This window comes from Candidatus Kosakonia sp. 282A-S69 (assembly GCF_029433855.1).
GTDB lineage: Bacteria > Pseudomonadota > Gammaproteobacteria > Enterobacterales > Enterobacteriaceae > Kosakonia > Kosakonia cowanii_A.
The window spans coordinates 429,904-450,848 of the sequence record NZ_JAROAU010000001.1; the positions used below are offsets into that span (position 1 = coordinate 429,904).

General features: G+C 57.1%; 19 protein-coding genes. 6 read left to right on the forward strand and 13 right to left on the reverse strand.

Annotated elements, in window-relative coordinates; genetic code table 11:
- The first annotated feature begins 1 nt into the window (after position 1).
- Entirely contained in the window at positions 2–2,056 is a 2,055-nt protein-coding gene (locus tag PU683_RS01935) for an AsmA family protein (protein ID WP_277169855.1), read from the forward strand.
- 38 nt (positions 2,057–2,094) lie between these two features.
- Here the strand turns inward: PU683_RS01935 and PU683_RS01940 are convergent, their stop codons facing one another.
- The 3 genes from PU683_RS01940 to PU683_RS01950 all read right to left on the reverse strand — a co-directional run bounded on the left by PU683_RS01940 (position 2,095) and on the right by PU683_RS01950 (position 5,676).
- Entirely contained in the window at positions 2,095–3,411 is a 1,317-nt protein-coding gene (locus PU683_RS01940) for an MFS transporter (protein WP_277169856.1), read from the reverse strand.
- Between the two features lie 270 nt (positions 3,412–3,681).
- Entirely contained in the window at positions 3,682–4,725 is a 1,044-nt protein-coding gene (gene yhjD / locus PU683_RS01945) for an inner membrane protein YhjD (RefSeq protein WP_277169857.1), read from the reverse strand.
- A 48-nt stretch (positions 4,726–4,773) separates the two neighbouring features.
- Entirely contained in the window at positions 4,774–5,676 is a 903-nt protein-coding gene (locus PU683_RS01950; protein WP_277169858.1) for a LysR family transcriptional regulator, read from the reverse strand.
- 118 nt (positions 5,677–5,794) lie between these two features.
- Here PU683_RS01950 and PU683_RS01955 point away from each other — a divergent pair, with 118 nt between their 5' ends.
- Entirely contained in the window at positions 5,795–6,553 is a 759-nt protein-coding gene (locus PU683_RS01955) for an SDR family NAD(P)-dependent oxidoreductase (protein ID WP_277169859.1), read from the forward strand.
- A 42-nt stretch (positions 6,554–6,595) separates the two neighbouring features.
- On the opposite strand, the gene PU683_RS01960 is transcribed toward PU683_RS01955, so the two are convergent.
- Positions 6,596–6,994, reverse strand: coding sequence for a YdeI family stress tolerance OB fold protein (locus tag PU683_RS01960; protein ID WP_277169860.1), 399 nt, complete (start codon positions 6,992–6,994; stop codon positions 6,596–6,598).
- Positions 6,995–7,270: 276 nt separating this feature from the next.
- Here PU683_RS01960 and PU683_RS01965 point away from each other — a divergent pair, with 276 nt between their 5' ends.
- Entirely contained in the window at positions 7,271–8,863 is a 1,593-nt protein-coding gene (locus PU683_RS01965) for an STY4199 family HEPN domain-containing protein (protein ID WP_277169861.1), read from the forward strand.
- 369 nt (positions 8,864–9,232) lie between these two features.
- Here PU683_RS01965 and PU683_RS01970 read toward each other — a convergent pair whose 3' ends face one another.
- The 3 genes from PU683_RS01970 to aguB all read right to left on the reverse strand — a co-directional run bounded on the left by PU683_RS01970 (position 9,233) and on the right by aguB (position 13,293).
- Entirely contained in the window at positions 9,233–10,915 is a 1,683-nt protein-coding gene (locus tag PU683_RS01970; RefSeq protein ID WP_277169862.1) for an alpha,alpha-trehalase, read from the reverse strand.
- A gap of 408 nt (positions 10,916–11,323) precedes the next feature.
- Positions 11,324–12,406: an agmatine deiminase gene (aguA, locus tag PU683_RS01975; protein WP_277169863.1), complete on the reverse strand. Its 1,083-nt coding sequence runs from the start codon at positions 12,404–12,406 to the stop codon at positions 11,324–11,326.
- The gene (aguB, locus tag PU683_RS01980; protein WP_023481996.1) at positions 12,406–13,293 is read right to left on the reverse strand and encodes an N-carbamoylputrescine amidase; all 888 of its coding nucleotides are present in this window, start codon (positions 13,291–13,293) and stop codon (positions 12,406–12,408) included. The genes aguA and aguB overlap by 1 nt, the downstream gene beginning before the upstream one ends.
- A gap of 131 nt (positions 13,294–13,424) precedes the next feature.
- Here aguB and PU683_RS01985 point away from each other — a divergent pair, with 131 nt between their 5' ends.
- The 3 genes from PU683_RS01985 (at position 13,425) to PU683_RS01995 (ending at position 15,495) form a co-directional block, all read left to right on the forward strand.
- Complete coding sequence (locus tag PU683_RS01985) at positions 13,425–14,318, forward strand: LysR family transcriptional regulator (protein ID WP_277169864.1); 894 nt, start codon at positions 13,425–13,427, stop codon at positions 14,316–14,318.
- 205 nt (positions 14,319–14,523) lie between these two features.
- A complete protein-coding gene (locus tag PU683_RS01990) occupies positions 14,524–15,057 on the forward strand; it encodes a type VI secretion protein (protein ID WP_277169865.1) in 534 nt (177 codons plus the stop codon).
- A gap of 3 nt (positions 15,058–15,060) precedes the next feature.
- On the forward strand, positions 15,061–15,495 hold the full coding sequence (locus PU683_RS01995; RefSeq protein WP_277169866.1) for a putative T6SS immunity periplasmic lipoprotein: 435 nt from the start codon (positions 15,061–15,063) through the stop codon (positions 15,493–15,495).
- A 24-nt stretch (positions 15,496–15,519) separates the two neighbouring features.
- On the opposite strand, the gene pqqF is transcribed toward PU683_RS01995, so the two are convergent.
- From pqqF to pqqA, 6 genes are read right to left on the reverse strand one after another with little or no spacing between them, the layout of a single operon-like run.
- The gene (gene pqqF / locus PU683_RS02000) at positions 15,520–17,697 is read right to left on the reverse strand and encodes a pyrroloquinoline quinone biosynthesis protein PqqF (RefSeq protein WP_277169867.1); all 2,178 of its coding nucleotides are present in this window, start codon (positions 17,695–17,697) and stop codon (positions 15,520–15,522) included.
- 2 nt (positions 17,698–17,699) lie between these two features.
- Positions 17,700–18,833 carry a pyrroloquinoline quinone biosynthesis protein PqqE gene (gene pqqE / locus PU683_RS02005; RefSeq protein WP_277169868.1) on the reverse strand — a complete coding sequence of 378 codons (1,134 nt, stop codon included), beginning with the start codon at positions 18,831–18,833 and terminating at the stop codon, positions 17,700–17,702.
- On the reverse strand, positions 18,826–19,104 hold the full coding sequence (gene pqqD / locus PU683_RS02010; RefSeq protein ID WP_431190920.1) for a pyrroloquinoline quinone biosynthesis peptide chaperone PqqD: 279 nt from the start codon (positions 19,102–19,104) through the stop codon (positions 18,826–18,828). The genes pqqE and pqqD overlap by 8 nt, the downstream gene beginning before the upstream one ends.
- Positions 19,104–19,859: a pyrroloquinoline-quinone synthase PqqC gene (gene pqqC, locus PU683_RS02015; RefSeq protein WP_277169869.1), complete on the reverse strand. Its 756-nt coding sequence runs from the start codon at positions 19,857–19,859 to the stop codon at positions 19,104–19,106. Before pqqC ends, pqqD begins: the two co-directional genes overlap by 1 nt.
- 8 nt (positions 19,860–19,867) lie before the next feature.
- Complete coding sequence (pqqB, locus tag PU683_RS02020) at positions 19,868–20,779, reverse strand: pyrroloquinoline quinone biosynthesis protein PqqB (protein ID WP_277169870.1); 912 nt, start codon at positions 20,777–20,779, stop codon at positions 19,868–19,870.
- Positions 20,780–20,834: 55 nt separating this feature from the next.
- A complete protein-coding gene (gene pqqA, locus PU683_RS02025) occupies positions 20,835–20,906 on the reverse strand; it encodes a pyrroloquinoline quinone precursor peptide PqqA (RefSeq protein WP_277170473.1) in 72 nt (23 codons plus the stop codon).
- Positions 20,907–20,945: the final 39 nt, after the last annotated feature.

Consider the following 20,945-nt stretch of genomic DNA (forward strand, 5'->3'; position numbering starts at 1 on the left):
AATGACAAGAACGAGCAAAATAGTGACGGCGGTTATTTCGACGCTGCTGCTAGTGATTGTGGTCGCCATCGTCATCATTGCGACATTTGACTGGAACCGGCTTAAACCCACCATCAATGAAAAAGTCTCCACTGAGCTGAATCGCCCCTTCGCTATCCGCGGGGATCTGGGCGTCAGCTGGGCACGGCAAAAAGAGGAAGCGGGCTGGCGCAGCTGGATCCCGTGGCCGCATATTCACGCCGAAGATATTATTCTCGGCAACCCGCCAGGGATCGATGAGATCACGATGGTGCATCTGCCGCGTGTAGACGCGACACTCTCGCCGTTAGCGCTGTTTACCAAAACCGTTTACCTGCCGTGGATCAAGCTGCAACAGCCCGATGCGCGGCTGATCCGCCGCTCGGAAAAGCTCAACAACTGGACCTTTACCCTCGCGGCAGATGAGAATGCCGATCCCAACGCTAAACCCTCCTCCTGGTCATTCCGCCTCGATAACATCCTGTTTGATAAAGGGCGAATTGCCATTGATGACGCGGTCAGCCGCGCTGATATGACCATTCAGGTCGATCCGCTGGGTAAACCGCTGCCATTTAGCGAAGTGACCGGTAAAAAGGATGACAGCAACAAAGCGGGCGATTATGTCTTCGGTCTGAAGGCGAAAGGGCGCTACAACGGCCAGCCGCTGAGCGGTGAGGGCAAAATCGGCGGCATGCTGTCACTGCGCAGCGAAACAACGCCGTTCCCGGTGCAGGCGGATTTCCGCTCCGGTAACACCCGCGTGGCGTTTGTCGGCACGGTGAAGGATCCGATGAATATGGGCGGCGTCGATCTGAAACTGAAATTTGGCGGCGATTCGCTGGGCGATCTCTACGAGCTGACCGGCGTGCTGCTGCCCGATACGCCGCCGTTTGAAACGGATGGTCGGCTGGTGGCGAAACTCAATGGTGACAAAGGCGCAGTGTATGACTATCGCAACTTTAACGGTCATATCGGCGAGAGTGATATTCACGGCACGCTGACCTATACCAACGGCAAACCGCGCCCGAAACTGGAAGGCGACGTCGAGTCACGCCAGCTGCGTCTGGCGGATCTTGGGCCGCTGATTGGCGTTGATTCCGGCAAAGGGGCCGAGCAGTCGAAAAAATCGGAGCAGAAAAAGGGCGAGAAATCGGTACAGCCCGCTGACAAAGTGCTGCCTTACGACCGGTTTGAAACGGATAAGTGGGACGTAATGGATGCTGATGTGCGCTTTAAAGGGCGCCGCATTGAGCACGGCTCTTCTCTACCGATTAGCGATCTCACTACCCATATCCTGCTGAAGAATGCCGATCTGCGCCTGCAACCGCTGAAGTTTGGCCTCGCGGGCGGGATTATCTCATCCAATATTCACCTGCAAGGGGATAAGAAGCCGATGCAGGGAAGCGCCAGTATCCAGGCGCGTAAGCTGAAGCTGAAACAGCTGATGCCCGACGTTGAGCTGATGCAGAAAACCCTCGGTGAGATGAATGGCGATGCTGAATTCCGCGGTGTCGGTAACTCGGTTGCCGCCCTGCTCGGCACCAGCAACGGCAACCTGAAGCTGCTGATGAACGACGGGCTGATAAGCCGCAACCTGATGGAGATCGTTGGCCTTAACGTCGGGAACTATGTGGTCGGCCAACTGTTTGGCGATGATGAAGTGCGGGTCAACTGTGCGGCGGCTAATCTCGATCTGGTGAATGGCGTTGCCCGGCCGCAGATCTTCGCCTTCGATACGGAAAACGCGCTGATTAACATCACCGGCACCGCCAGCATGGCTTCTGAACAGCTCGATCTGACTATCAATCCGGAGAGTAAAGGGGTACGCATTGTGACGCTGCGTTCACCGCTCTATGTGCGCGGCAGCTTTAAGAACCCGCAGGCCGGTGTGAAACCGGGCCCACTGATTGCCCGTGGCGCAGTGGCGGCGGCGCTGGCGACGCTGGTGACGCCAGCCGCCGCGCTGCTGGCGCTTATCTCCCCGTCAGAAGGCGAAGAGAACCAGTGCCAGGCGATTTTGTCACAGATGAAACGCTAAACGAAAAACCCCTCTCTGGAGACAGAGAGGGGAAATCATCAGAGGGATTGGTGCTTTGTTTCGTGGGTCAGCAGCAGGGCGATAAGGGTTAACGCTGCCATTGCCGCCAGATAGCAGCCGACATACATCAGGCCATAGTTCGCCTGCAACCAGGTGGCGATGTAAGGGGCCACCGAGGCGCCAAGGATCGACGAGACGTTATAGGAGAATGAGGCGCCGGTATAGCGCACTTCCGTCGGGAACAGCTCCGGCAGCAGCGCACCCATCGGGCCAAAAGTCAGCCCCATCAGGCTCAGGCCAATCAGCAGGTAGGTCATCACCAGCACCGGGCTACCGGAACCCAGCAGCGGCGGGAAGACGAACAGCGCGAAGAGAATGATAAGCGTGGTGATGACAATCATGCTCTTGCGACGCCCATACGCATCTGCCAGCAGACCGGCAACCGGCACCATCACGCCAAAACCAATCACCGCCATCATCAGCATCCACAACACTTCATTGCGCGGCATGCCTAAGCCCTGCGGCGAGGTGCTGAAGGTCATCGAATAAACGGTCATGATATAGAACAGCGTATAGGTCGCCAGCATGATAAAGGTGCCGAGCACCGTTACGCGCACATGTTTTGTCAGCAGCGTGCCGAGCGGGATTTTTACCTGCTTCTTCGCCGCTGCCACTTTGGCGAAGACCGGCGTTTCATGCAGCGAAACGCGAACATAGAGACCAATCAGCACCAGCACGGCGGAGAAGATAAACGGCACGCGCCAGCCCCACTGCATAAACTGCTCATCGGTCAGCAGCCAGGAGAGCAGCAGAAAGGTGCCGTTCGCGAAGAAGAAACCGATGGGCGCGCCTAACTGCGGGAAGGAGCCATAGAGTGCGCGTTTGCGTGGCGGCGCGTTCTCAGTGGCCAGCAGCGCTGCGCCGCCCCATTCGCCGCCCAGCCCCAGCCCCTGTCCAAAACGGGCCAGCGCCAGCAGCAGCGGTGCCAGCACGCCAATGGTTTCATAACCCGGCAGCAGGCCGATGGCGACGGTAGAGATACCCATTGTCAGCAGCGACGCGACGAGAGTGACTTTGCGCCCGACGCGATCGCCGAAGTGGCCGAAAACGGCAGAGCCGATAGGACGGGCGATAAAGGCGATTGCGAACGTTGCCAGTGATTGCAGCGTGGCTGCGGTGGTGTCGCCCTGAGGAAAGAAGATATGCGGGAAAACGATAACCGCGGCGGTGGCGTAAATATAGAAATCGAAGAACTCAATGGCGGTGCCAATCAGCGAGGCGACGACGACTTTTTTGCGCGAGTTTACCGGCGGGTTTTCCTGCTCGTTGTCAAAGGTTGTGGCTGTAGCTTGCATAATGTTTTCTTATTTTTAGGCGAACGAACGAGCATATTAGCCACAGCAAAAGCGTTATTTCAATCTGTAACAAAACCGGCAGACGCGCAAAAAAGCAGCAAAAAGCGAATAATTTTCAGACTTACGATTTCACATCTATGAAATGCTTCACACATTTTAGAAGTTAGTGGATAAAACTGGTTTTCGGTTAAATAAAAGTTACGGACTGGATTTTCATGCTGGAATTATGGATCGGGCTGATATTTTCATTCTAACTATCAGCCCGATAGCTTATTTAGCGGTGCGACGACGGCGTCTGTCGGGCATCAGCGGGTCATCTTTATACTCGGCGGTGGCGATCCACGCCGCACAGAAAAGCGTCAGGCGGGCGAAGAAGTAGAAGAACGCCATCAAACCCAGCACGGAACCAAATGCCGCGCCGGAAGGAGATTTCACCAGCGACGGCAGTGTCCAGGTCATGATGATTTTGATCACTTCAAAGCCAATCGCGGCGATAAATGTTCCGCGGAGCAGCGCGCGCTTACGCGGGCGATGGCGCGGCAGCCGCCAGAAGATCCAGAAAAAGAGCAGGTAGTTGGCGAGCACTGAAATCATCAGGCCAATCAGCCCCCAGGCCGGCTTCAGCCAGTCGATGTAATCCAGGTGCAGCGTGGAGATGATCAGCTCCTGCGCCGCCCCGGCCACCGAAGTGATGGAGAGAGTGATGACCAGCGCCACCAGCAGGCCAATCAGCGAGATAAAGTCGCGGAAGTACTTTACCCAAATCTTCTCTTCATCCTGCGCGTTACGCTCCCAGACATCGCGCGACTGGGCGCGGATCGCTTCCCGCAGGTTGCCCATCCAGTTCACGCCGGAGTAGAGCGCGATAGCGAAGCCGACAATCCCGACGGTCGTGCGCTGCTCCACGGCGATATGGAGCGTGTTTTTCAACGTCGAGGCCATGGTCGGATCGCTGACGCTTTGCAGGATCTTATTAAAGATGTCCTGTAACAGGGTCGGATGCGACGCGAGGATAAACCCGGCGGTGGCAAACGAGACCATCATGATGGGGATCATCGACAGAAAGGAGAAGTAGGTTATCGCTGCGCCAAACTGGTTGCCCATGCGATCGTTAAAGCGCTCTGCGGCGCGGATCAGATGCGCAACCGCCGGTTTACGCTGGATCTTTTTGGCCGTATCGGTCACGGCGGCAATCGCCCCGCTATCTTTATCAGAGGTCTCTTTTTCCGGCTTTTCCGGAGTTTCTGCCATCTTCCTGACAGGCTCATAATCAAGGTCTTGCGTGGGGCGTTTTTCAACATCTTCCTTTTTCATCAGGTTTATTTCCTTCTCCTGAATGTGTGGTATGCAGAATTATAGTCGCTACTGGTCGACATAATCCTTCATCACGGTTGAGAGCCACTCCATAAATAGGTGTACGCGTCGCGAAAGGTTGCGTCGGTGCGGATAGATTAGCGAAACCGGCATCGGTTCGGCGCGATATTGCGGCAAAATCTCCACCAGCTTGCCGCTGCGTAACGCCTCGCGCGCGCCGACGCGCGGCACCTGAATAATGCCCAGCCCCGCCACGCAGGCGGCGTGATATGTTTCGGTGCTGTTGACGGTGAGGATACCGCCGGTTTTCACCCAGTGCGTCTGCTTATCCTGCCACACCTCAAAACCCTGCGGTCGCGCACCGAGGTTGACGGCGTAGTGCACCAGCGCGTGGGAGGCGAGATCCTCCAGCGACTCCGGGTAGCCAAAACGCGCCAGATAATCGGGACTGGCGCAGTTGATCATCGACAGCCTGCCAAGCTGGCGGGCAATCAGGCCTGAATCCTTCAGGGTGCCGACGCGCACCACACAGTCAAACCCTTCACGGATCACATCCACCAGCCGATCGCTGCTGCTTAGCTCCAGCTCAATGCCGGGGTAGTGCTGCAAAAAATCGGGCAGCCGTGGAATAACGAGGTTTTTTGCCACCCCGACCGGCATATCGACCCGCAAACGCCCGCTGATGGTTGAGGGATCGTGCAGGAACATCCCGTCCAGCTCCTCAATATTTGCCAACAGATCTTTCGCCCGCTCGTAATAGACCATGCCATCCTGCGTCAGCTGTACGCGGCGCGTGGTGCGGTGCAACAGCTGCGTACCCAGCGCGGTTTCCAGCGCCTGAATCTGCCGTGAGACACTCCCTTTCGGTAACCCCATTGACTCCGCCGCGTTAGAGAAGCTGGAGAGCTCCGCGACGCGGACAAAAAGCTGCATTGCGTAAATTTTATCCATCACTGTGCACTATTGTTGTTATTGATGAAACAGTAAAGCGCAATTTAGCACCTTTATTGTTCCGCGTGCAGCCAATAAGCTTTTTGTTGTGTACATTATCAACAAAGACGAGGTTTACATGACACAACCTATCGCAATCGTAACGGGTGGCAGCCGCGGGCTGGGTAAAAACGCGGTGCTGAAGCTGGCGGCGAACGGAATAGGCATCATCCTGACTTACAATACCAACCACGCTGAAGCGCAAAAAGTCGTGGAAGAAATTGAGCAAAAAGGGGGGAAGGCGGCGGCATTAGCGCTGAATGTCGGCGATATCAGCCAGTTTGATACCTTTGTCGCTCAAGTGCAGGAGCGGCTGCAAGCAGTATGGCAGCGCGATAGCGTTGACTATTTAGTGAACAATGCCGGAACCGGCATTCAGGCCGCCTTTGCCGAGACGCGTGAAGAGCAGTTTGACGAGATGGTCAATATCCACTTTAAAGGCCCGTTCTTCCTGACGCAGAAACTGCTGCCGCTGATAAAAAACGGCGGGCGCATTCTGAATGTTTCCACGGGGTTAACGCGTTTTTGCCAGCCGGGGCGCGCCAGCTATGCGGCGGTGAAAGGGGCAATGGAAGTGCTGACACGCTACCAGGCGAAAGAGCTGGGCGAGCGGGGGATTGCGGTCAATATCATCGCACCGGGCGCGATTGCGACCGATTTCAGCGGCGGTGTAGTGCGGGACAACGAGCAGGTCCACCACTATATCGCCTCGCAAACGGCGCTCGGGCGGGTTGGGCAGCCGGATGATATTGGCGATGCGATTGCCGTGCTTCTTAGCGACAAGCTGGCGTGGATGACGGCGCAGCGGGTGGAGGTCTCTGGCGGGATGTTCCTGTAATGCGCATAACGCCCGGCAGCGTGAAGGCTACCGGGCGCCCACTTACTCCACCTGGAAGTGCGTGACTTTAACGCGCTCAGGCTTCTGCTTTTTATCCAGCGAGCCGCTGATGCCCACCAGATCGTCCGGTGAGAAGGATTTACCTTCAAACACCGCCATCGGAATTTGCACCTGGATATGGCCCGTTTTATCGCGGAACTGATAGAGATCGTTCCCCTCTTTCTTCAGCAGATTGCCGCGCAGCGAGACGGAAGCGCCGTCATGCAGGCTCTTCGCCTGTTTCACGTTCATGCTGCGTGCATCTTCAATGCCCCGGTAACCGTCATCCATTTTATGTGGCGGCGGCGGGGCTTTATCCGCTTTCAGGCCGGGTGCCTCATCTGCAAATGCTGAGATCGAGAAAAGAGCTGCTAAGCAGGCGGAAAGCACGATTTTTTTCATAACTTCTCCTGATTGTTACCAGTACACAATGTTAAGCCTGGCAGAGAGCGGGCAACTGTACAGGCGATTTATCTGTTTTCCCGGCGCTATAAAAAAATCGGCTGCAGGTAAAAAATAAATATCGTGAATATTTGGGGCTGTTTTTATTATTCTGAAACAGGTATCACTGATAATCTTCCACCGCTGAGCTATCTTTTAGCGACTAATAACTAAAGAAAAAATTACCCGCTGACCGGGTCAGCGCAATATGTCTTAAGTTGTACTTAAGGGAAAATAATGACAACTCCTGCCCCTGTTAATACAGGTGAACAGTTTGAAAAATGCATCGCTATTATTCGCCAGGCTTCTGTCGAAATTTTGCTGCTGCTTAATGTGCATTTTGATGAAGGAAAAGATCCGCGCTGGTTTCTGGAACAGCTCGATGTTGCGCGCCTCAGCCTGGGGGGTTGGGGGGCGGTGGCGAAGAGGCTCAAGCTCAACGATGCGGAGTTAACGCAGTTCACGTTGCAGCTTCGTCACCTGCAGCAGCTGGTGCCACGCTATGAGAATGGGCAGAGCGTTACGGACAACCAGCTTATTGCCGCGCTGCGCTTTATCGCCGCGCTGGAGAACCTGCGTAAAAAAAATAAATTGCTGACCTACAGCACCGCGCTTGGCCCTAACGATCCGCTTTCGCAACAGAGCGGGCTGCAACACCTGCGTGCGATGGAAATGATGTTGAAAGGGCTGGTGATGCAGGCATGGCCCGATGCGGAGCGCCTGCGCAATCATCTGAAAACGCAGTTTGGTGCCGATCGTGTGCGACGCTGGCTGCGCCTCGGCGACCGGAATGATGTCTTAAGCGGCATGCGTTTTAGCGAGCTGGCGCTGCTCCTGGTGGATAAAAAAGAGTACGGCCAGCGCTACGCCAGCCTGTTTAATGATGCGCCCGGTCTGAGCCTGTTTGTTGAACCGCGCAAAACCCTGCAAACCCTGTTAGACGACGTGCGTGAAATCCGCGCCAGCGTCATTGCCGGCAATGCGTTGAGTTCTAACCAGTTAGCGATGCTTGAGGGCTACTATCCGCAGATCGCCGGGCCGGTACAGCGCGCCTACGATGAGGGGCGTGGCAAAATCAACCCCGCCGGGTTACTGAAAGAGGCGGCGGGCGAGCTGGAGTCCTACTGGGAGCAGGCGCGCAAAAAAGATCGCGCCGCGGGCGGCGATACGCAACCGATTCGCGACAGTATTGATAAACCCGCAACCCGGCAGGTGCGCAGCCGTGAAGAGCGCGAACAGATGGTCTCTGGCGTGCTGTGGGGCGCGGTGGGCGTCGTGGCTTTAGTGATTGTGATTGGCGCGTTCTGGCTCTTTATGGGCGGCGTCTCCGCGCCGGTGGCGCGTCAGACCAACATCACGGTGCCCATTACTGAGGAGCGTGAGAAGCCGTCGGCGAAAGAGGAGCTCAGCTCAATGGGGCTGGCGCGGGATGAGAACAACTTCCGCGCGGCGATTAACCGCAACGATACGCGCGTGGTGTCGCTCTTTCTGCGCACCGGCATGAACTGGAAACTCTCCTGGACCGAGCAGGCGGTGATGTCGGATCATAACGACGTGCTCGATCTGCTGCTGCGCTATCGGTTGCAGATGGATGAGAAGCGCCCGTGCCGCCGTTTTATTACTACCTTGACCCATGAGATGGTGGCGAACAATAAGCCGCTCACCGCCATCACCAAAAACTACCTGCAGGCCTTTTGCACCACCAAACCGGTCGTTGATCGTCAGCGTTATGAGATGGAGCAGGCGCAGCTGCGTTATGACGCCAGCCCGAGCGATGAGAACCGCAAGTGGGCAGAGACGCACACCGCCATTTATAACGCCATTGATTGAGTAAAGGCCGGAAGGTTTACGTAATCCCGTAGGCCTGATAAGGCGTAGCCGCCATCAGGCGTTGAATGCCGGATAGCGCTGGCGCTTATCCGGCCTACAGGCTCGCAGGGAGAGATTTTGTAAGCCTGATAAGGCGTAGCCGCCATCAGGCGTTGAATGCCGTATGGCGCTGGCGCTTATCCGGCCTACAGGTTCGCAGGGAGAGGTTTTGTAGGCCTGATAAGGCGTAGCCGATATCAGGCGTTGAATGCCGGATGGCGCTGGCGCTTATCCGGCCTACAGGTTCGCAGGGAGAGGTTTTGTAGGCCTGATAAGGCGTAGCCGCCATCAGGCATGGTTTGCCGGATGGCGGCCTACGGATGTGCAGCATTATTGCTCTTGCGGCTTTTCGTCCGGCTCGTCCATTTTTGGCTCGCCGTAGAGGCCAATCAGCCGGCGTACCACGCCGTTAGTCCAGCCGAAACCATCCTGCAACGGATACTCACCGCCGCCACCTTCGCGCGGCGTGCTGCTGGCGATATGGTACTTCTCAATCAGCTTGTGGTGCTGCTGGTAAAAGAGGTTTACCGTCTTCAGCCAACTGCGGGCAATCTGATCGCCCAGCTCATCATTACCGTAGAGCTTAAAGCCCTGGATCGCCATCCACTGCAACGGCGCCCAGCCGTTGGGTTTATCCCACTGCTCGGCGGTTTCATACTCTGTGGTCAGAATGCCGCCCGGCGTCAGCAGGCGAGTGGTGACCGCTTCCGCCAGCCGTTCGGCCTGTTCGTGAGTCGCCATGCCGACATAGAGCGGCACAATGCTCGCGGCAGAGAAGAGCGCCATCTCTTCACGTCGCCAGTCGTAGTCGCGGAAGCAGCCGCTCTCGTCATCCCACAGATAGCGATTGATGGCCGCACGGCGATCGCTCGCTTTCTGGCGGAACAGCGCTTCACGCTCCCGGTCGCCTTTTAGCCCGGAGATATTGGCGATCGCGCTCTCGAGCTTAAACATAAACGCGTTCAGGTCGATCGGGATGAACTGCGTGGTGCGGATGCTTGCCAGACGGTGCGCATCGCGCAGCCAGCGGGAGGAGTAGTCCCAGCCGGAGGCCGCACCAGCGCGCAGATCGCGATAAACCTCATTCGGCGGACGACCGGAGTGACGCGCGGTCTCCACATCTTCAATCCAGGATTCATCACGCGGCGTATCGCGGTCATCCCAGTAACGGTTAAGCAGCGAGCCGTCCGGCATACGCACCACGTGGCGGTAAGCCTGGTTCAGCACCAGCGACTCTGCGCCATCCATCCAGAAGTCATACTCCATCAACAGATGGTCGAGGTAGCGTCGCGCCCCGCGCACGCCATCCTCCTCAAACAGTTCGACCATCAGCGCAAACACGGGCGGCTGGGAACGGCTTAAGTAGTAGGTGCGGTTACCGTTAGGGATATGCCCGTAACGTTCAATCATCCACGCGAAGTTATCGGCCATGCAGCGCAGCAGGTCGTCGCGCCCGCTCTCTGCCAGCCCCAGCATGGTGAAATAGGAGTCCCAGTAGTAGGTCTCACGGAAACGCCCGCCGGGCACAATATAGGATTGCGGCAGCGCCAACAGGGAGGACCACGGAATATGGTCTCGTGGTTCACGAGTCAGTATCGGCCACAGCTGGTCGATATGCTCTTTCAGCGAGTTTTCCGGGTTGGAGACATACTCTTTGGCGTAGTTTTCCGGCATCCAGAAGTGCGCCTTCACGAACTGGCGTAAGTTGAATTCCGGTTTACGTTTAATTTTGCGATAGCGAATCAGGATATCGAGCGGATCCATCTTCGGCGCACAGTCCGGGAAGGTTTTGCTGTCGGCGAAGATGCGCGATGATTGCACATGCTCAAACAGTTCCAGATAACGATCGGCAGGCGTGAGCGCATCAGATGCGGGCATCCCCTCAATCATCTCCGGTTCCGGTTCCGCCTCGATCATTTCATCCAGTTTTAACTCGCACGGATCGGTGTCGTAGGTTTCGTCTTCGAATACCCATTCCATTAATTCTGCGCTTTGTAGTTTCTGGTTGAACATAGTGATGTTGGCCTCCGGATGTCGTCGTAAAAAACTACGGGTGTTGCCCGGCTATCTATAAAGCTTAGTCATTCGCTTCGATCTCTGGTGATCAAAGTGTGCGGTTGATCACGTTTTAAAATCGGCCTTACAGCAGCTAAAAATCCACAACTGGCTGATAAAGCACGAATAAATAACTTATTCCTGTGCTTTAAGTAGCGGTAAATTTCGGAGCATTCGTTTTGCAACGATTTGTGAATAAACCCGATATTACGCAGTTGACCACCGCAGAACAGGGTCGTTCATTTTATCGCTGGGGAAAGAAATCAGAATACGCTCTTATTACGTTAGAGCAAGGTTGCCTTACCCGCCATACGGCGCGAAAGAAAGAGTGGAGAATCCCGGCGACAGAGGCCGCCGGGAGGGGAATTAACGGGGGATTTGCTGCGTGATGCAGTGGATGTTACCGCCGCCGAGCAGGATCTCGCGAGCCGGCACACCGGTGATAATGAAATCCGGGAACATCTCACTAAACAGCGCCTGCGCTGCGCCATCGGTCGCCGGGTCCAGCAGCGGGAAAATGATCTGCTGATTGCTGACCAGATAGTTAACGTAGGAGCCCGCCAGGCGGTTGCCTTCATGACGCTCAATCGCCGTGCCTTTCTCGACATCGCACGTCTCTTCCGCGCGGGCATAAAGCGGCTGCGGAGAGGGCACTTTCCACACTTTCAGGCGACGACCCTGCGCGTCTTCCACGCTTTGCAGCACTTCAAGCGCTGCCATTGAGCGGGCGTATTGCGGATCGTTTTCATCATCGGTCCAGTGCAGGGCCACTTCGCCCGGGCGCACAAAGCAGCACATGTTATCGATATGACCATCGGTCTCATCGTTAAACACGCCATCCGGCAGCCAGATAATCTGCGATACGCCAAGATAGTCGCGCAACTGCTGTTCGATCTGCGCTTTGCTCAGGTTCGGGTTGCGGTTGGCATTGAGCAGACACTCTGCGGTGGTCAGCAGAGTGCCTTCGCCATCAACATGAATCGAGCCGCCTTCCAGCACCAGGTCCGTGTGGTAGCACGGCATCTGGTGATAGTTTGCTACCTGCTCTGCCACTAACTGATCGCGATCCCAGCTGGCGTAGAGACCGCCATTAAGGCCGCCCCATGCGTTGAACGTCCAGCTAATGCCGCGTTTTTCGCCCGCGGCGTTGGTCACGACCGTGGGGCCGGTATCACGCATCCAGGCGTCGTCACTCTCCATCTCTACCAGCGTGACGTCGGTGGGCATCACTGCCCGCGCTTTCGCCATTTCCGCTGCCGGCACGCCCATAATGACCGGCGTGGTGCGGGAGATCGCTTTTGCCACCGCAGAGAAAGCCTGCTGCGCGGGCGCGGCGTCAGCACGCCAGTTATCCGTACGGTAGGGCCAAATCATCCACACTGCCTGATGTGGCGCCCACTCGGCGGGCATGCTGAATCCGTCTTTCACCGGCATGGTCAGCTGTGACATTACTTGCTCCTCACGCTGCCATCAGATGTTGCCAGCGCGGTGTACATGTTCGGGCGACGGTCGCGGAACAGGCCCCAGGAGGCGCGCTGGGCGGCAATTGCATCAAGATCGAACGTGTGGACCAGCACGGCTTCGCTGGTTTTGTTTGCCTGCTCAACCAGCGCACCGGTCTGATCGGCAATGAAAGAGGAGCCGTAGAAGGTCATCTCCAGGCCTTCAATATATTTGCTGGCTTCGGTGCCGATACGGTTAGAAGCGATAACCGGTACAACGTTCGCGGCAGCGTGACCCTGCTGGACGCGGGTCCAGTGCGGCTGGCTGTCGATATCCGGATACGCCGGTTCTGAACCGATAGCGGTCGGGTAGAAAATCAGCTCCGCGCCCTGCAGAGCCAGGCAGCGAGCCGTTTCCGGGAACCACTGATCCCAGCAGATGCCGACGCCGATTTTCGCATAGCGGGTGTTCCAGACTTTGAAGCCGGTGTCGCCCGGGATGAAGAACTGTTTTTCCTGGTACGCCGGGCCGTTCGGAATGTGCGTTTTACGGTAGGTGTCGAGCACGCTGCCGTCGGCATCAATCATCACCAGCGAGTTGTAGTAGGCGTTGTTGCTCTTTTCGAACAGGCTCAGCGGCAGCACCACTTCCAGCTCTTTTGCCAGGGCAGAGAAATGTTTGATCAGCGGGCTGTTGTCCACTTCCTGCGCCAGCGCATAGTGCTCCGGGCTCTGATCGATGCAGAAGTAAGGTGCGGCAAACAGCTCCTGAATCAGGATCACCTGCGCGCCCTGGCGGTGGGCTTCACGTACCAGACGCTCAGCATTCTGTACGTTTTTCTCCAGATCCCAGGTGCATGCCATTTGGGTGGCGGCGACAGTTACATTTCTCATAAACATCTCCCGTAGGTCTCGGTTCGGTTAGTGCAAAATTTCAGCACTTATTGTGGCGCAAACTATAGCAACGATCTGCGTTATGAATAAAATGTATTGTTATCATAAAAACATGAACAGGATGCATAATAGTGGTCGATCTGAATTTGCTACGCCTTATCCCGATTCTGGCGAAAGAGAAAAACGTCACCCGCGCGGCGCAGAAGGCGAATTTATCCCAGTCGGCCTTTAGCCACGCGCTGAACCGTCTGCGTGAACAGCTTAAAGATGAGATGTTTATTCGTACCCATAGCGGCATGGAACCGACGCCTTATGCCGCGCGGATGATCCCGGTGATTGAGAGCGCGCTGAGCAAGCTCGATACCGCCACGCGCGGGCCAAGCCACTTCGATCCGGCGCGTGATGCGCACACCTTCTATATCGGTGCGGTCGACTACTTCGAATTTATGTTTATGCCGGTGCTGACCGCGCGCTTTAAAACCATTGCGCCGAATGTACGGCTTTCGGTAGATATCCTTTCGGAAACGATCAAGGTTGAACGTGTGGAGAACGGGCAGCTGGATGCGTTTATCGGCGTCGAAAATGTGCAGCACATACCGCACTACTTTAATAAGCACCGGCTTATCTCCGATCACTTCGTCGCCATCGCCTCGCTTGAGCGCAGCGATCTGCCGGAGCAGTTGACGATGCGCCATCTGGTCAGTGAGGCGCAGATCCACCTGCCCGCCGTCAGCTCTGGCGCGGATCATATCGACAACTGGCTCTTATCGCAGCACCTCTACCGCCCGCTGGCAACGGTAGTGCAAAGCTACGCCGTCGGCGGCCGTGTGGCCGTGGCATCGGGGTATTTAATGTGCGTTCCGTTTCGTATCGCCCAGGAGCTGGCAACGATGTTGCCGCTGCGCATCATGAGGCTGCCGGAAGGCGCGCCCTCCTACGATTTACTGCTGCTCTCGCACCGTCTCTATGACTATCAGCCCGCCGTGCAGTGGCTGATCGATGAATTAAAAACGGTGCGGATATAGGAGGGCGGAATCTCAACGTAAGCCGCTTGCACATCACTTCTACCAAATAGTTACTCCGTGAATGTTTAGACTCTTTCTTTTTTGGTCTCAATTTTTGGGGCTTGATTCTAAATAAATCCCTGAATAAATATGCCTGCTGGAATGCATTCCGGCGTGGCGTAATATTCGCTCGCAGGGAGAAAATAATTAATACATGGAGTTATATATGAGCAAAAAAGAGGGATCCCTTAGATTATTGACCTTAGGAGAGCTTCGGTTGGCCAGATCGGTTTTCGGTAACGCTATTCGTTATCATACTGTCTGGATACACCATGACAGCTATTTACCTTTCGGCTTGCAGTTTGATAATTATGTAATGTCACCCAATGGTGAAATCTATTTTCGCGAATGGTATCGGGATGATTTTTCGACAAAGGAGGCTGATCTACAACATCTTTTTATCCACGAAATGATGCATGTGTGGCAGCGGGAACGGGGGATGCAAGTCTTCTTACGCGGACTTTACAGCTGGCGCGCAGACTATGGCTACAGATTAGATGGACGCAAATTAGCGCAATATCCTCTTGAGCAGCAGGCTCAAATTGTCGCTGACCATTTCATACTTGAAACGCATGGGCTGCGGAAGTGGATTGAATTAAAAACCGCAGGAGTAGTAACGCTGAAAAATGTTGTGCAGTATGAAGAAGAATTAAAGAGCCTCTATAAAGTTGCATTAAGAAAATTTCCCACAGGGTTATAAAAAATGAAAAACTACTACGCCTTTCTCCCCTTATTATGCTTACCGTTACTTAGCGGCTGCCCAATGGGCGACCGCGTCGATCAGCGCTATAAGCCCGCAGAAACCGCCCCGGTGATGGTAAAAAACGCTCAGGTCTGTTTCACCATTAAAGAGGCTGAAGATTATCAGCCCGCTTTTATTTCAATCGCGCCGCGCACAACTCCGTACAAAGAGCGCTGGTATCAACAAGCGCCGCGGTTGACGGTAAAAGAGGGCGAAATGTGTATTCCACCTGGCCTCTATAAATTCCCTGACAGCGGGGAATTCATTACGACATTTGTGCTCTCCTCGAAAGCCAAAGCGCAGACCACGGCGTTTAATACGCGTCGCTTTAACGTTGCCTTCGCGATTGACGCAGGCCATGCGAAGCCTATCGCCATTAACGACAGCGAGTTTTAACGCGTTCCACTAAACGGTTCCTGTTTACTCCGCTTTCCCGCTTGTACCGCGCCAGGCATTCGGCATCTGCTGCGCCAGCCACGCGGCTTGCGGGCCGGGTGCTGCGCTGGCCTGCTGCACAAAGAATCCTTGCGCCTCTTCGCGTAGCGCATCCGGGGAGTGGGTAGGCGACTGCATCACCACTAATACACCTTGCCGATCCGCGCAGTAGTACCACTGGCACTGGGCGACGTAACCGAGGCTGCGCTCCACCCGCATCTGATGGAAGAAGAGCGGTTGGTAGCGCTGGATAAGCGCCTGCATCTTCTCAATCTCTTCTTCAAGCGGCAGGAACAGCAGCAGGGCGTTATCCTCCTCCTGCGTCTCCAGCATGAAGTGTCTCCCGGTCGCGATAAGCGGCGGCGCGTCGGTTTCAGCTGCTACGGGGAAGATAAAGTCGCTTAACAGCCGGGAAAGCGCCTCATACAGCCTCTCATCGCCGCCCGTCAGTTGAGCTTGCCACGCTTGTTGATCGGGGCGGGCGACAGAGTTTGTCAGTTCGCGCGGCAGCTGCGCCAGCAAGCGGCGCACGGCGCTGCCCTGCATCTCACGGGCGGTCTCCTGCGCCAGCGCAAGGCGCGCCTGTACGCTGGCGTTAGCATCGTCGCGTTGTAAAATCTGGGTCATTTCCGCCAGCAGGGACTGCATCAACAGCGGCTCTCCGCAGAGGTGAAGCTGCCAGATCCCCTGCTCACGCTGCACGGTCAACACGCCGCCCTGGCGCGCGGCCCATGCGCTAAGCGGCCGCAGGCGCGATGCCAGCCACCAGCCGGTTTCATCACTAAATGCCGTGGCAGGTTGAGGTCGCAGCCGCAGCGAAGCGTCGCCCTCTGCCGGTTGCCATGCCAGGGGCGCGGAGGCTGAAGGGAGCGCAGGCGCATGCAGCGGTGCAGGCGTCGGGAAAGGGGTAAATGAGACCGGCTCATCATCCGCCGTTTGCAGAGCAAAAGAGGCCAGCGTCAGGGCAAAGCCCTGGCTCTCAACGGTTTCCCCGCTCACCGCAGGCGAGGCCCATAACCGGCTGGCGTTTGCCGGAGTAAGGGCTGCCAGCAAGGCAGGCCAGCCGTCGGGATCGGGGGGCAACAGGCCAATCGCCCGCGCGCGCAGCGCTTCAAGCGGCGCGAGCTGCATAAAAGCGTGCTGCGTAAAGCGACAGAGCGCGCGGCATTGCGCCTCACTCAGGGCGCTGACGGCATCCAGCCAGCGGAAGAAGAGCGATTCAGCCTGTGCGGCGTTGACCGTCTCATCGCGCAGCGTAAAGGTGAGCCGCAGCCAGAGGGTTTCGGCATTCAGAGAATCGGCCTGCAGGTTAATGGCCGTCACCAGGTTGCGCTGGCGCCAGATATCCATCAGCCCGCCCGCGGTTTCGTCCAGCAGCAGAGTTTCCAGCAGACGCAGCGCGCCGCTGGTGGCAGCGGGAGGAGTAAAGCTCAGCACCAGCATGGTTTCGCGCGGCTGATGCAGCGCGCAATCTCCCCGCTTGAGGGTGAGCGGCATCACCGCATCGGCTTCTCTCGCGGAGGGGGGCGGTGCAGCGCTACAGCGCGCCAGCGCTTCGAGATTCTCCAGCGTCTGCGGCCCCTGTATAAAGAGACGCAGGTTCCCGGCGTGATAGTGCTGCTGGTGGAAAGCCTTAAGCGCCTGCTGAAGCGGGGCGGCCTCGTTGCCAAAGCTTGCGTGATTGCCGATGCGAAAACGCGCCAGCTGACCATCGCCATCCACTATTTTTAGCAGAGCAGCTTCGCGGCGCTTTTCGGCATCGTGCTGTAACAGGCGATACTCTGCGTCGATCACCGAGGCTTCTGCAAGGATCTCGCTCTCATTAAGCTGCGGCGTCACCAGCATATCGGTGAGGCGTAATAGCCCCGGCTCCAGCAGGTCCGCAGGCACCTCAAAAAAGTAGGCCGTCTGCGACAGCCGGGTCGAGGCGTTAAGCCGTCCACCCTGCGATGGTACCCAGCTGATTAAGCGCTGCGCCTGCGGAAAACCGAGGCTGCCGCGAAATAGCATATGCTCCAGCAGATGTGCCAGCCCCGGCCAGGCCTGCGGCTCCTGCAGGCTGCCGGCACCGACGCACCAAAGCGCCGCCGCCTGTCGCGCGCCGGGTTGATGCACCAGGGTGACGTGCAAACCATTGTCGAGGTGGAGCTGTCGGGTCTGCATAGTTAGCCTTTGACGATCAGTTGCGAGTTAACGCGGTTGCGAAAACGCAGTTCATGTACGCCGATGCGGCTATGGTTGGCCTCTTCACGCGCCGCAAGAATGGTGTCGTGATGCGGCGATTTGCTGCACACCGGGTCGGCATTCGCCGCGTCGCCGGTCAGCATATAGGCCTGGCAGCGGCAGCCGCCAAAGTCCTGCTCCTTCTCCGGGCAGGAGCGGCACGGCTCCGGCATCCACGCATTGCCGCGATAGCGGTTAAAGCCGAAGGAGTCATACCAGATGTGCTCCAGCGAGTGCTCCAGCACCGAGGGGAATTTCACCGGCAGCTGGCGCGCGCTGTGGCACGGCAGCGCGGTGCCTTCCGGCGTCACGCTTAAGAAGATCGCTCCCCAGCCGCCCATGCAGCCCTTCGGGCGCTCTTCGTAGTAGTCCGGGGTGACAAAAAGTAAGTTAGTCAGATTGCCGCTTTCCGCCATCTTCGCCCGGTAGTCGCTGACCACCGCTTCAGCGCGGGCAATCTGCTCGCGGCTCGGCAGTAAACCTTCACGGTTAAGCTGCGCCCAGCCGTAGAACTGGCAGGTCGCCAGTTCTACGTCATCGGCCTCCAGCTGTAACGCCAGCGCGATAATCCGGTCGATCTGGTCGATATTGTGTCGGTGCAGGACGAAGTTCAGCACCATCGGGTAACCGAGCGCTTTGACCGCTTTTGCCATCGCCAGCTTCTGGTGAAAGGCTTTCTCACTCCCCGCCAGCGCAGCATTTAGCGCCGGATCGCTGGCCTGGAAGCTGATCTGGATATGATCCAGCCCGGCATCGGCAAAGGTGTGCAGCTTCTTCTCATTCAGGCCAATGCCGGAGGTGATGAGGTTGGTGTAAAACCCCATTCCGCGCGCGGCGGCAATCAGTTCAGGCAAATCTTTGCGCAGCAGCGGTTCGCCGCCGGAAAAACCGAGCTGTACACTGCCCATTGCCCGCGCCTGGCGAAACACCTCAATCCACTGTGCCGTAGTCAGCTCCTGCTCCTGGGTCGAGAAGTCGAGCGGGTTGGAGCAGTAGGGACACTGCAGCGGGCAGCGATAGGTCAGCTCCGCCAGCAGCCAGAGCGGCGGATTGACGCTTTTGGCGACCTCACTCACGGAAAATCACCCACTTCTGCGCACAGGCCTGAACGAGGAAATCGAGCACGTCGGCGGCGAGCTCTTCGGCGTCGGGAAAACGCGCCTCCAGCGTGGCGATAATCTCGCCCACGCTTTTAATGCCATCGACTTCTGAGAGGATCGCAGTTGCGCTGTCGTTCAGCTTCGCCATCCCTTCCGGGTAGAGGATCACATGGCAATCCTGCGCGGCTTCCCACTGCAGGCGGTAACCCCGGCGGAAAGCGGGAATGTGATGTGACTGAATTTGCATTACACCAGTCTCCGTGTGTGCCATACCGCATCTGCGGTGACGGTGTGATAGGGGGCGCGATCGAGGCTGTAGGCCATCGTCATCGCATCGAGCATGCTCCAGAGGATGTCGAGCTTGAACTGCAGAATGTCGAGCATCCGCTGCTGCTTCTCAGCGGTGTCGCACCACGCCAGCGCCAGCGACAAACCGTGCTCAACATCGCGTCGTGCCTGGCCGAGGCGGCTGCGGAAGTAGTCATACCCCTGCGGTTCAATCCACGTGTAGTGCTGCGGCCAGCTGTCGAGGCGCGACTGGTGGATCTGCGGCGCGAAGAGTTCGGTCAACGAGCTGCATGCCGCCTCCTGCCAGCAGGCGCGGCGGGCAAAGTTGACGTAAGCATCCACCGCAAAACGCACGCCTGGCAACACCCGCTCTTCCGAGAGCAGGCTCTCGCGGGTTAACCCCACCGCTTCGCCAAGACGCAGCCAGGCTTCGATGCCGCCTTCGTTTTCCGCATCACCATCGTGATCGAGAATGCGTTGCACCCACTGGCGGCGCACCTCCGGGTGCGGGCAGTTCGCCATGATCGCCGCATCTTTCAGCGGAATGCTGGTCTGGTAGTAGAAACGGTTTGCGACCCAGCCCTGGATCTGTTCCCGCGTGGCTTCACCGTTATGCATCGCGATGTGATAAGGGTGATGAATATGGTAGTACTGACCCTTCGCCCGTAATGCGGTCTCAAACTCCTCGGGCGTCAGCCGTGTTGCCTGGCTCATGAAACCTCTTATAGCGTGATAACCATCCCGTCCCAGCTCACTTCAATCCCCTGTTGCTCAAGGCTCTGTCGTTCAGGGGAGGCTTCATTCAGGATCGGGTTGGTATTGTTAATATGAATTAAAATCTTGCGACGGGCGGGCAGCGATGCGAGCAGCGCCGCGAGGCCCTGCTCTTCGGCTAACGCCAGGTGACCCATCGCTTTACCGCTATGACCGCCCACGCCGGTGGCGCTCAGCTCGTTATCACGCCACAGCGTGCCGTCGATCAGCAGGCAGTCGGCGCGCTGCAACCACGGCATAATCGTCTCATCCGGTTCGCCGAGACCCGGCGCGTAAAGCAGGCTCTGCCCGCTGTTGCTGTCTTCAATAAACAGCGCCACGTTGTGCCCGGGGAGCGGGCGATCGCGGTAGGGCGAGTAGGGTGGTGCATTGCTCAGCAGTGGGATAGCGGTAAAGTGCAGTTGCGGGCAAACCGTCACCTGGAAGCGCGCCAGCGGCTCAACAGGATGATGTTGCAGCCCGCCATTCCAGTGGCTGAGCATCGGGAAGACGGGAAAGCCGGTGCTGAGATCCTCATGCACTTCCGGCGTGCACCACACCTGGTGTGGGCAGCCTTCGCGCAGGCTTAGCAGCCCCGCGCTGTGATCAATCTGGCTGTCGGTCAGGATAATCGCGCCAATGGCGGTACCGCGCAGCTGTTCCGGCCTGTTCAGTGCCGGCGTGGCGCGTAATTGCTGGCTGATATCGGGCGAGGCATTGCACAGCACCCAGTTTTTGCCATCATCGCTTATCGCAATGGAAGATTGCGTACGCGCCGAGGTTTGCATTGTGCCGTTACGCACTCCCGCGCAGTTCGGGCAGTTGCAGTTCCATTGGGGAAAGCCGCCGCCCGCTGCGGAACCTAAAACAGTAATCAGCATCTGTGTAAACCGGTAAGCAAAAAGAGGAAGCCCGCAGCGAGGCGGGCAGGCGCGTTTAGCGGTTGGAAATATAGAGAGTGACTTCCAGACCTAAGCGCAGATCCACAAACGTTGGTTTAGACCACATAACGTAACTCCTTGAGATGAGAGGAGGTAACCCGCTTAA

What these genes read in the sequence shown, in the direction of transcription:
- PU683_RS01935 (WP_277169855.1), top strand. Translation starts at nt 2, where the DNA reads ATGACAAGAACGAGCAAAATAGTGACGGCGGTTATTTCGACGCTGCTG.
- PU683_RS01940 (WP_277169856.1), bottom strand. Translation starts at nt 3,411, where the DNA reads ATGCAAGCTACAGCCACAACCTTTGACAACGAGCAGGAAAACCCGCCG.
- yhjD (WP_277169857.1), bottom strand. Translation starts at nt 4,725, where the DNA reads ATGAAAAAGGAAGATGTTGAAAAACGCCCCACGCAAGACCTTGATTAT.
- PU683_RS01950 (WP_277169858.1), bottom strand. Translation starts at nt 5,676, where the DNA reads ATGGATAAAATTTACGCAATGCAGCTTTTTGTCCGCGTCGCGGAGCTC.
- PU683_RS01955 (WP_277169859.1), top strand. Translation starts at nt 5,795, where the DNA reads ATGACACAACCTATCGCAATCGTAACGGGTGGCAGCCGCGGGCTGGGT.
- PU683_RS01960 (WP_277169860.1), bottom strand. Translation starts at nt 6,994, where the DNA reads ATGAAAAAAATCGTGCTTTCCGCCTGCTTAGCAGCTCTTTTCTCGATC.
- PU683_RS01965 (WP_277169861.1), top strand. Translation starts at nt 7,271, where the DNA reads ATGACAACTCCTGCCCCTGTTAATACAGGTGAACAGTTTGAAAAATGC.
- PU683_RS01970 (WP_277169862.1), bottom strand. Translation starts at nt 10,915, where the DNA reads ATGTTCAACCAGAAACTACAAAGCGCAGAATTAATGGAATGGGTATTC.
- aguA (WP_277169863.1), bottom strand. Translation starts at nt 12,406, where the DNA reads ATGTCACAGCTGACCATGCCGGTGAAAGACGGATTCAGCATGCCCGCC.
- aguB (WP_023481996.1), bottom strand. Translation starts at nt 13,293, where the DNA reads ATGAGAAATGTAACTGTCGCCGCCACCCAAATGGCATGCACCTGGGAT.
- PU683_RS01990 (WP_277169865.1), top strand. Translation starts at nt 14,524, where the DNA reads ATGAGCAAAAAAGAGGGATCCCTTAGATTATTGACCTTAGGAGAGCTT.
- PU683_RS01995 (WP_277169866.1), top strand. Translation starts at nt 15,061, where the DNA reads ATGAAAAACTACTACGCCTTTCTCCCCTTATTATGCTTACCGTTACTT.
- pqqF (WP_277169867.1), bottom strand. Translation starts at nt 17,697, where the DNA reads ATGCAGACCCGACAGCTCCACCTCGACAATGGTTTGCACGTCACCCTG.
- pqqD (WP_431190920.1), bottom strand. Translation starts at nt 19,104, where the DNA reads ATGCAAATTCAGTCACATCACATTCCCGCTTTCCGCCGGGGTTACCGC.
- pqqC (WP_277169869.1), bottom strand. Translation starts at nt 19,859, where the DNA reads ATGAGCCAGGCAACACGGCTGACGCCCGAGGAGTTTGAGACCGCATTA.
- pqqB (WP_277169870.1), bottom strand. Translation starts at nt 20,779, where the DNA reads ATGCTGATTACTGTTTTAGGTTCCGCAGCGGGCGGCGGCTTTCCCCAA.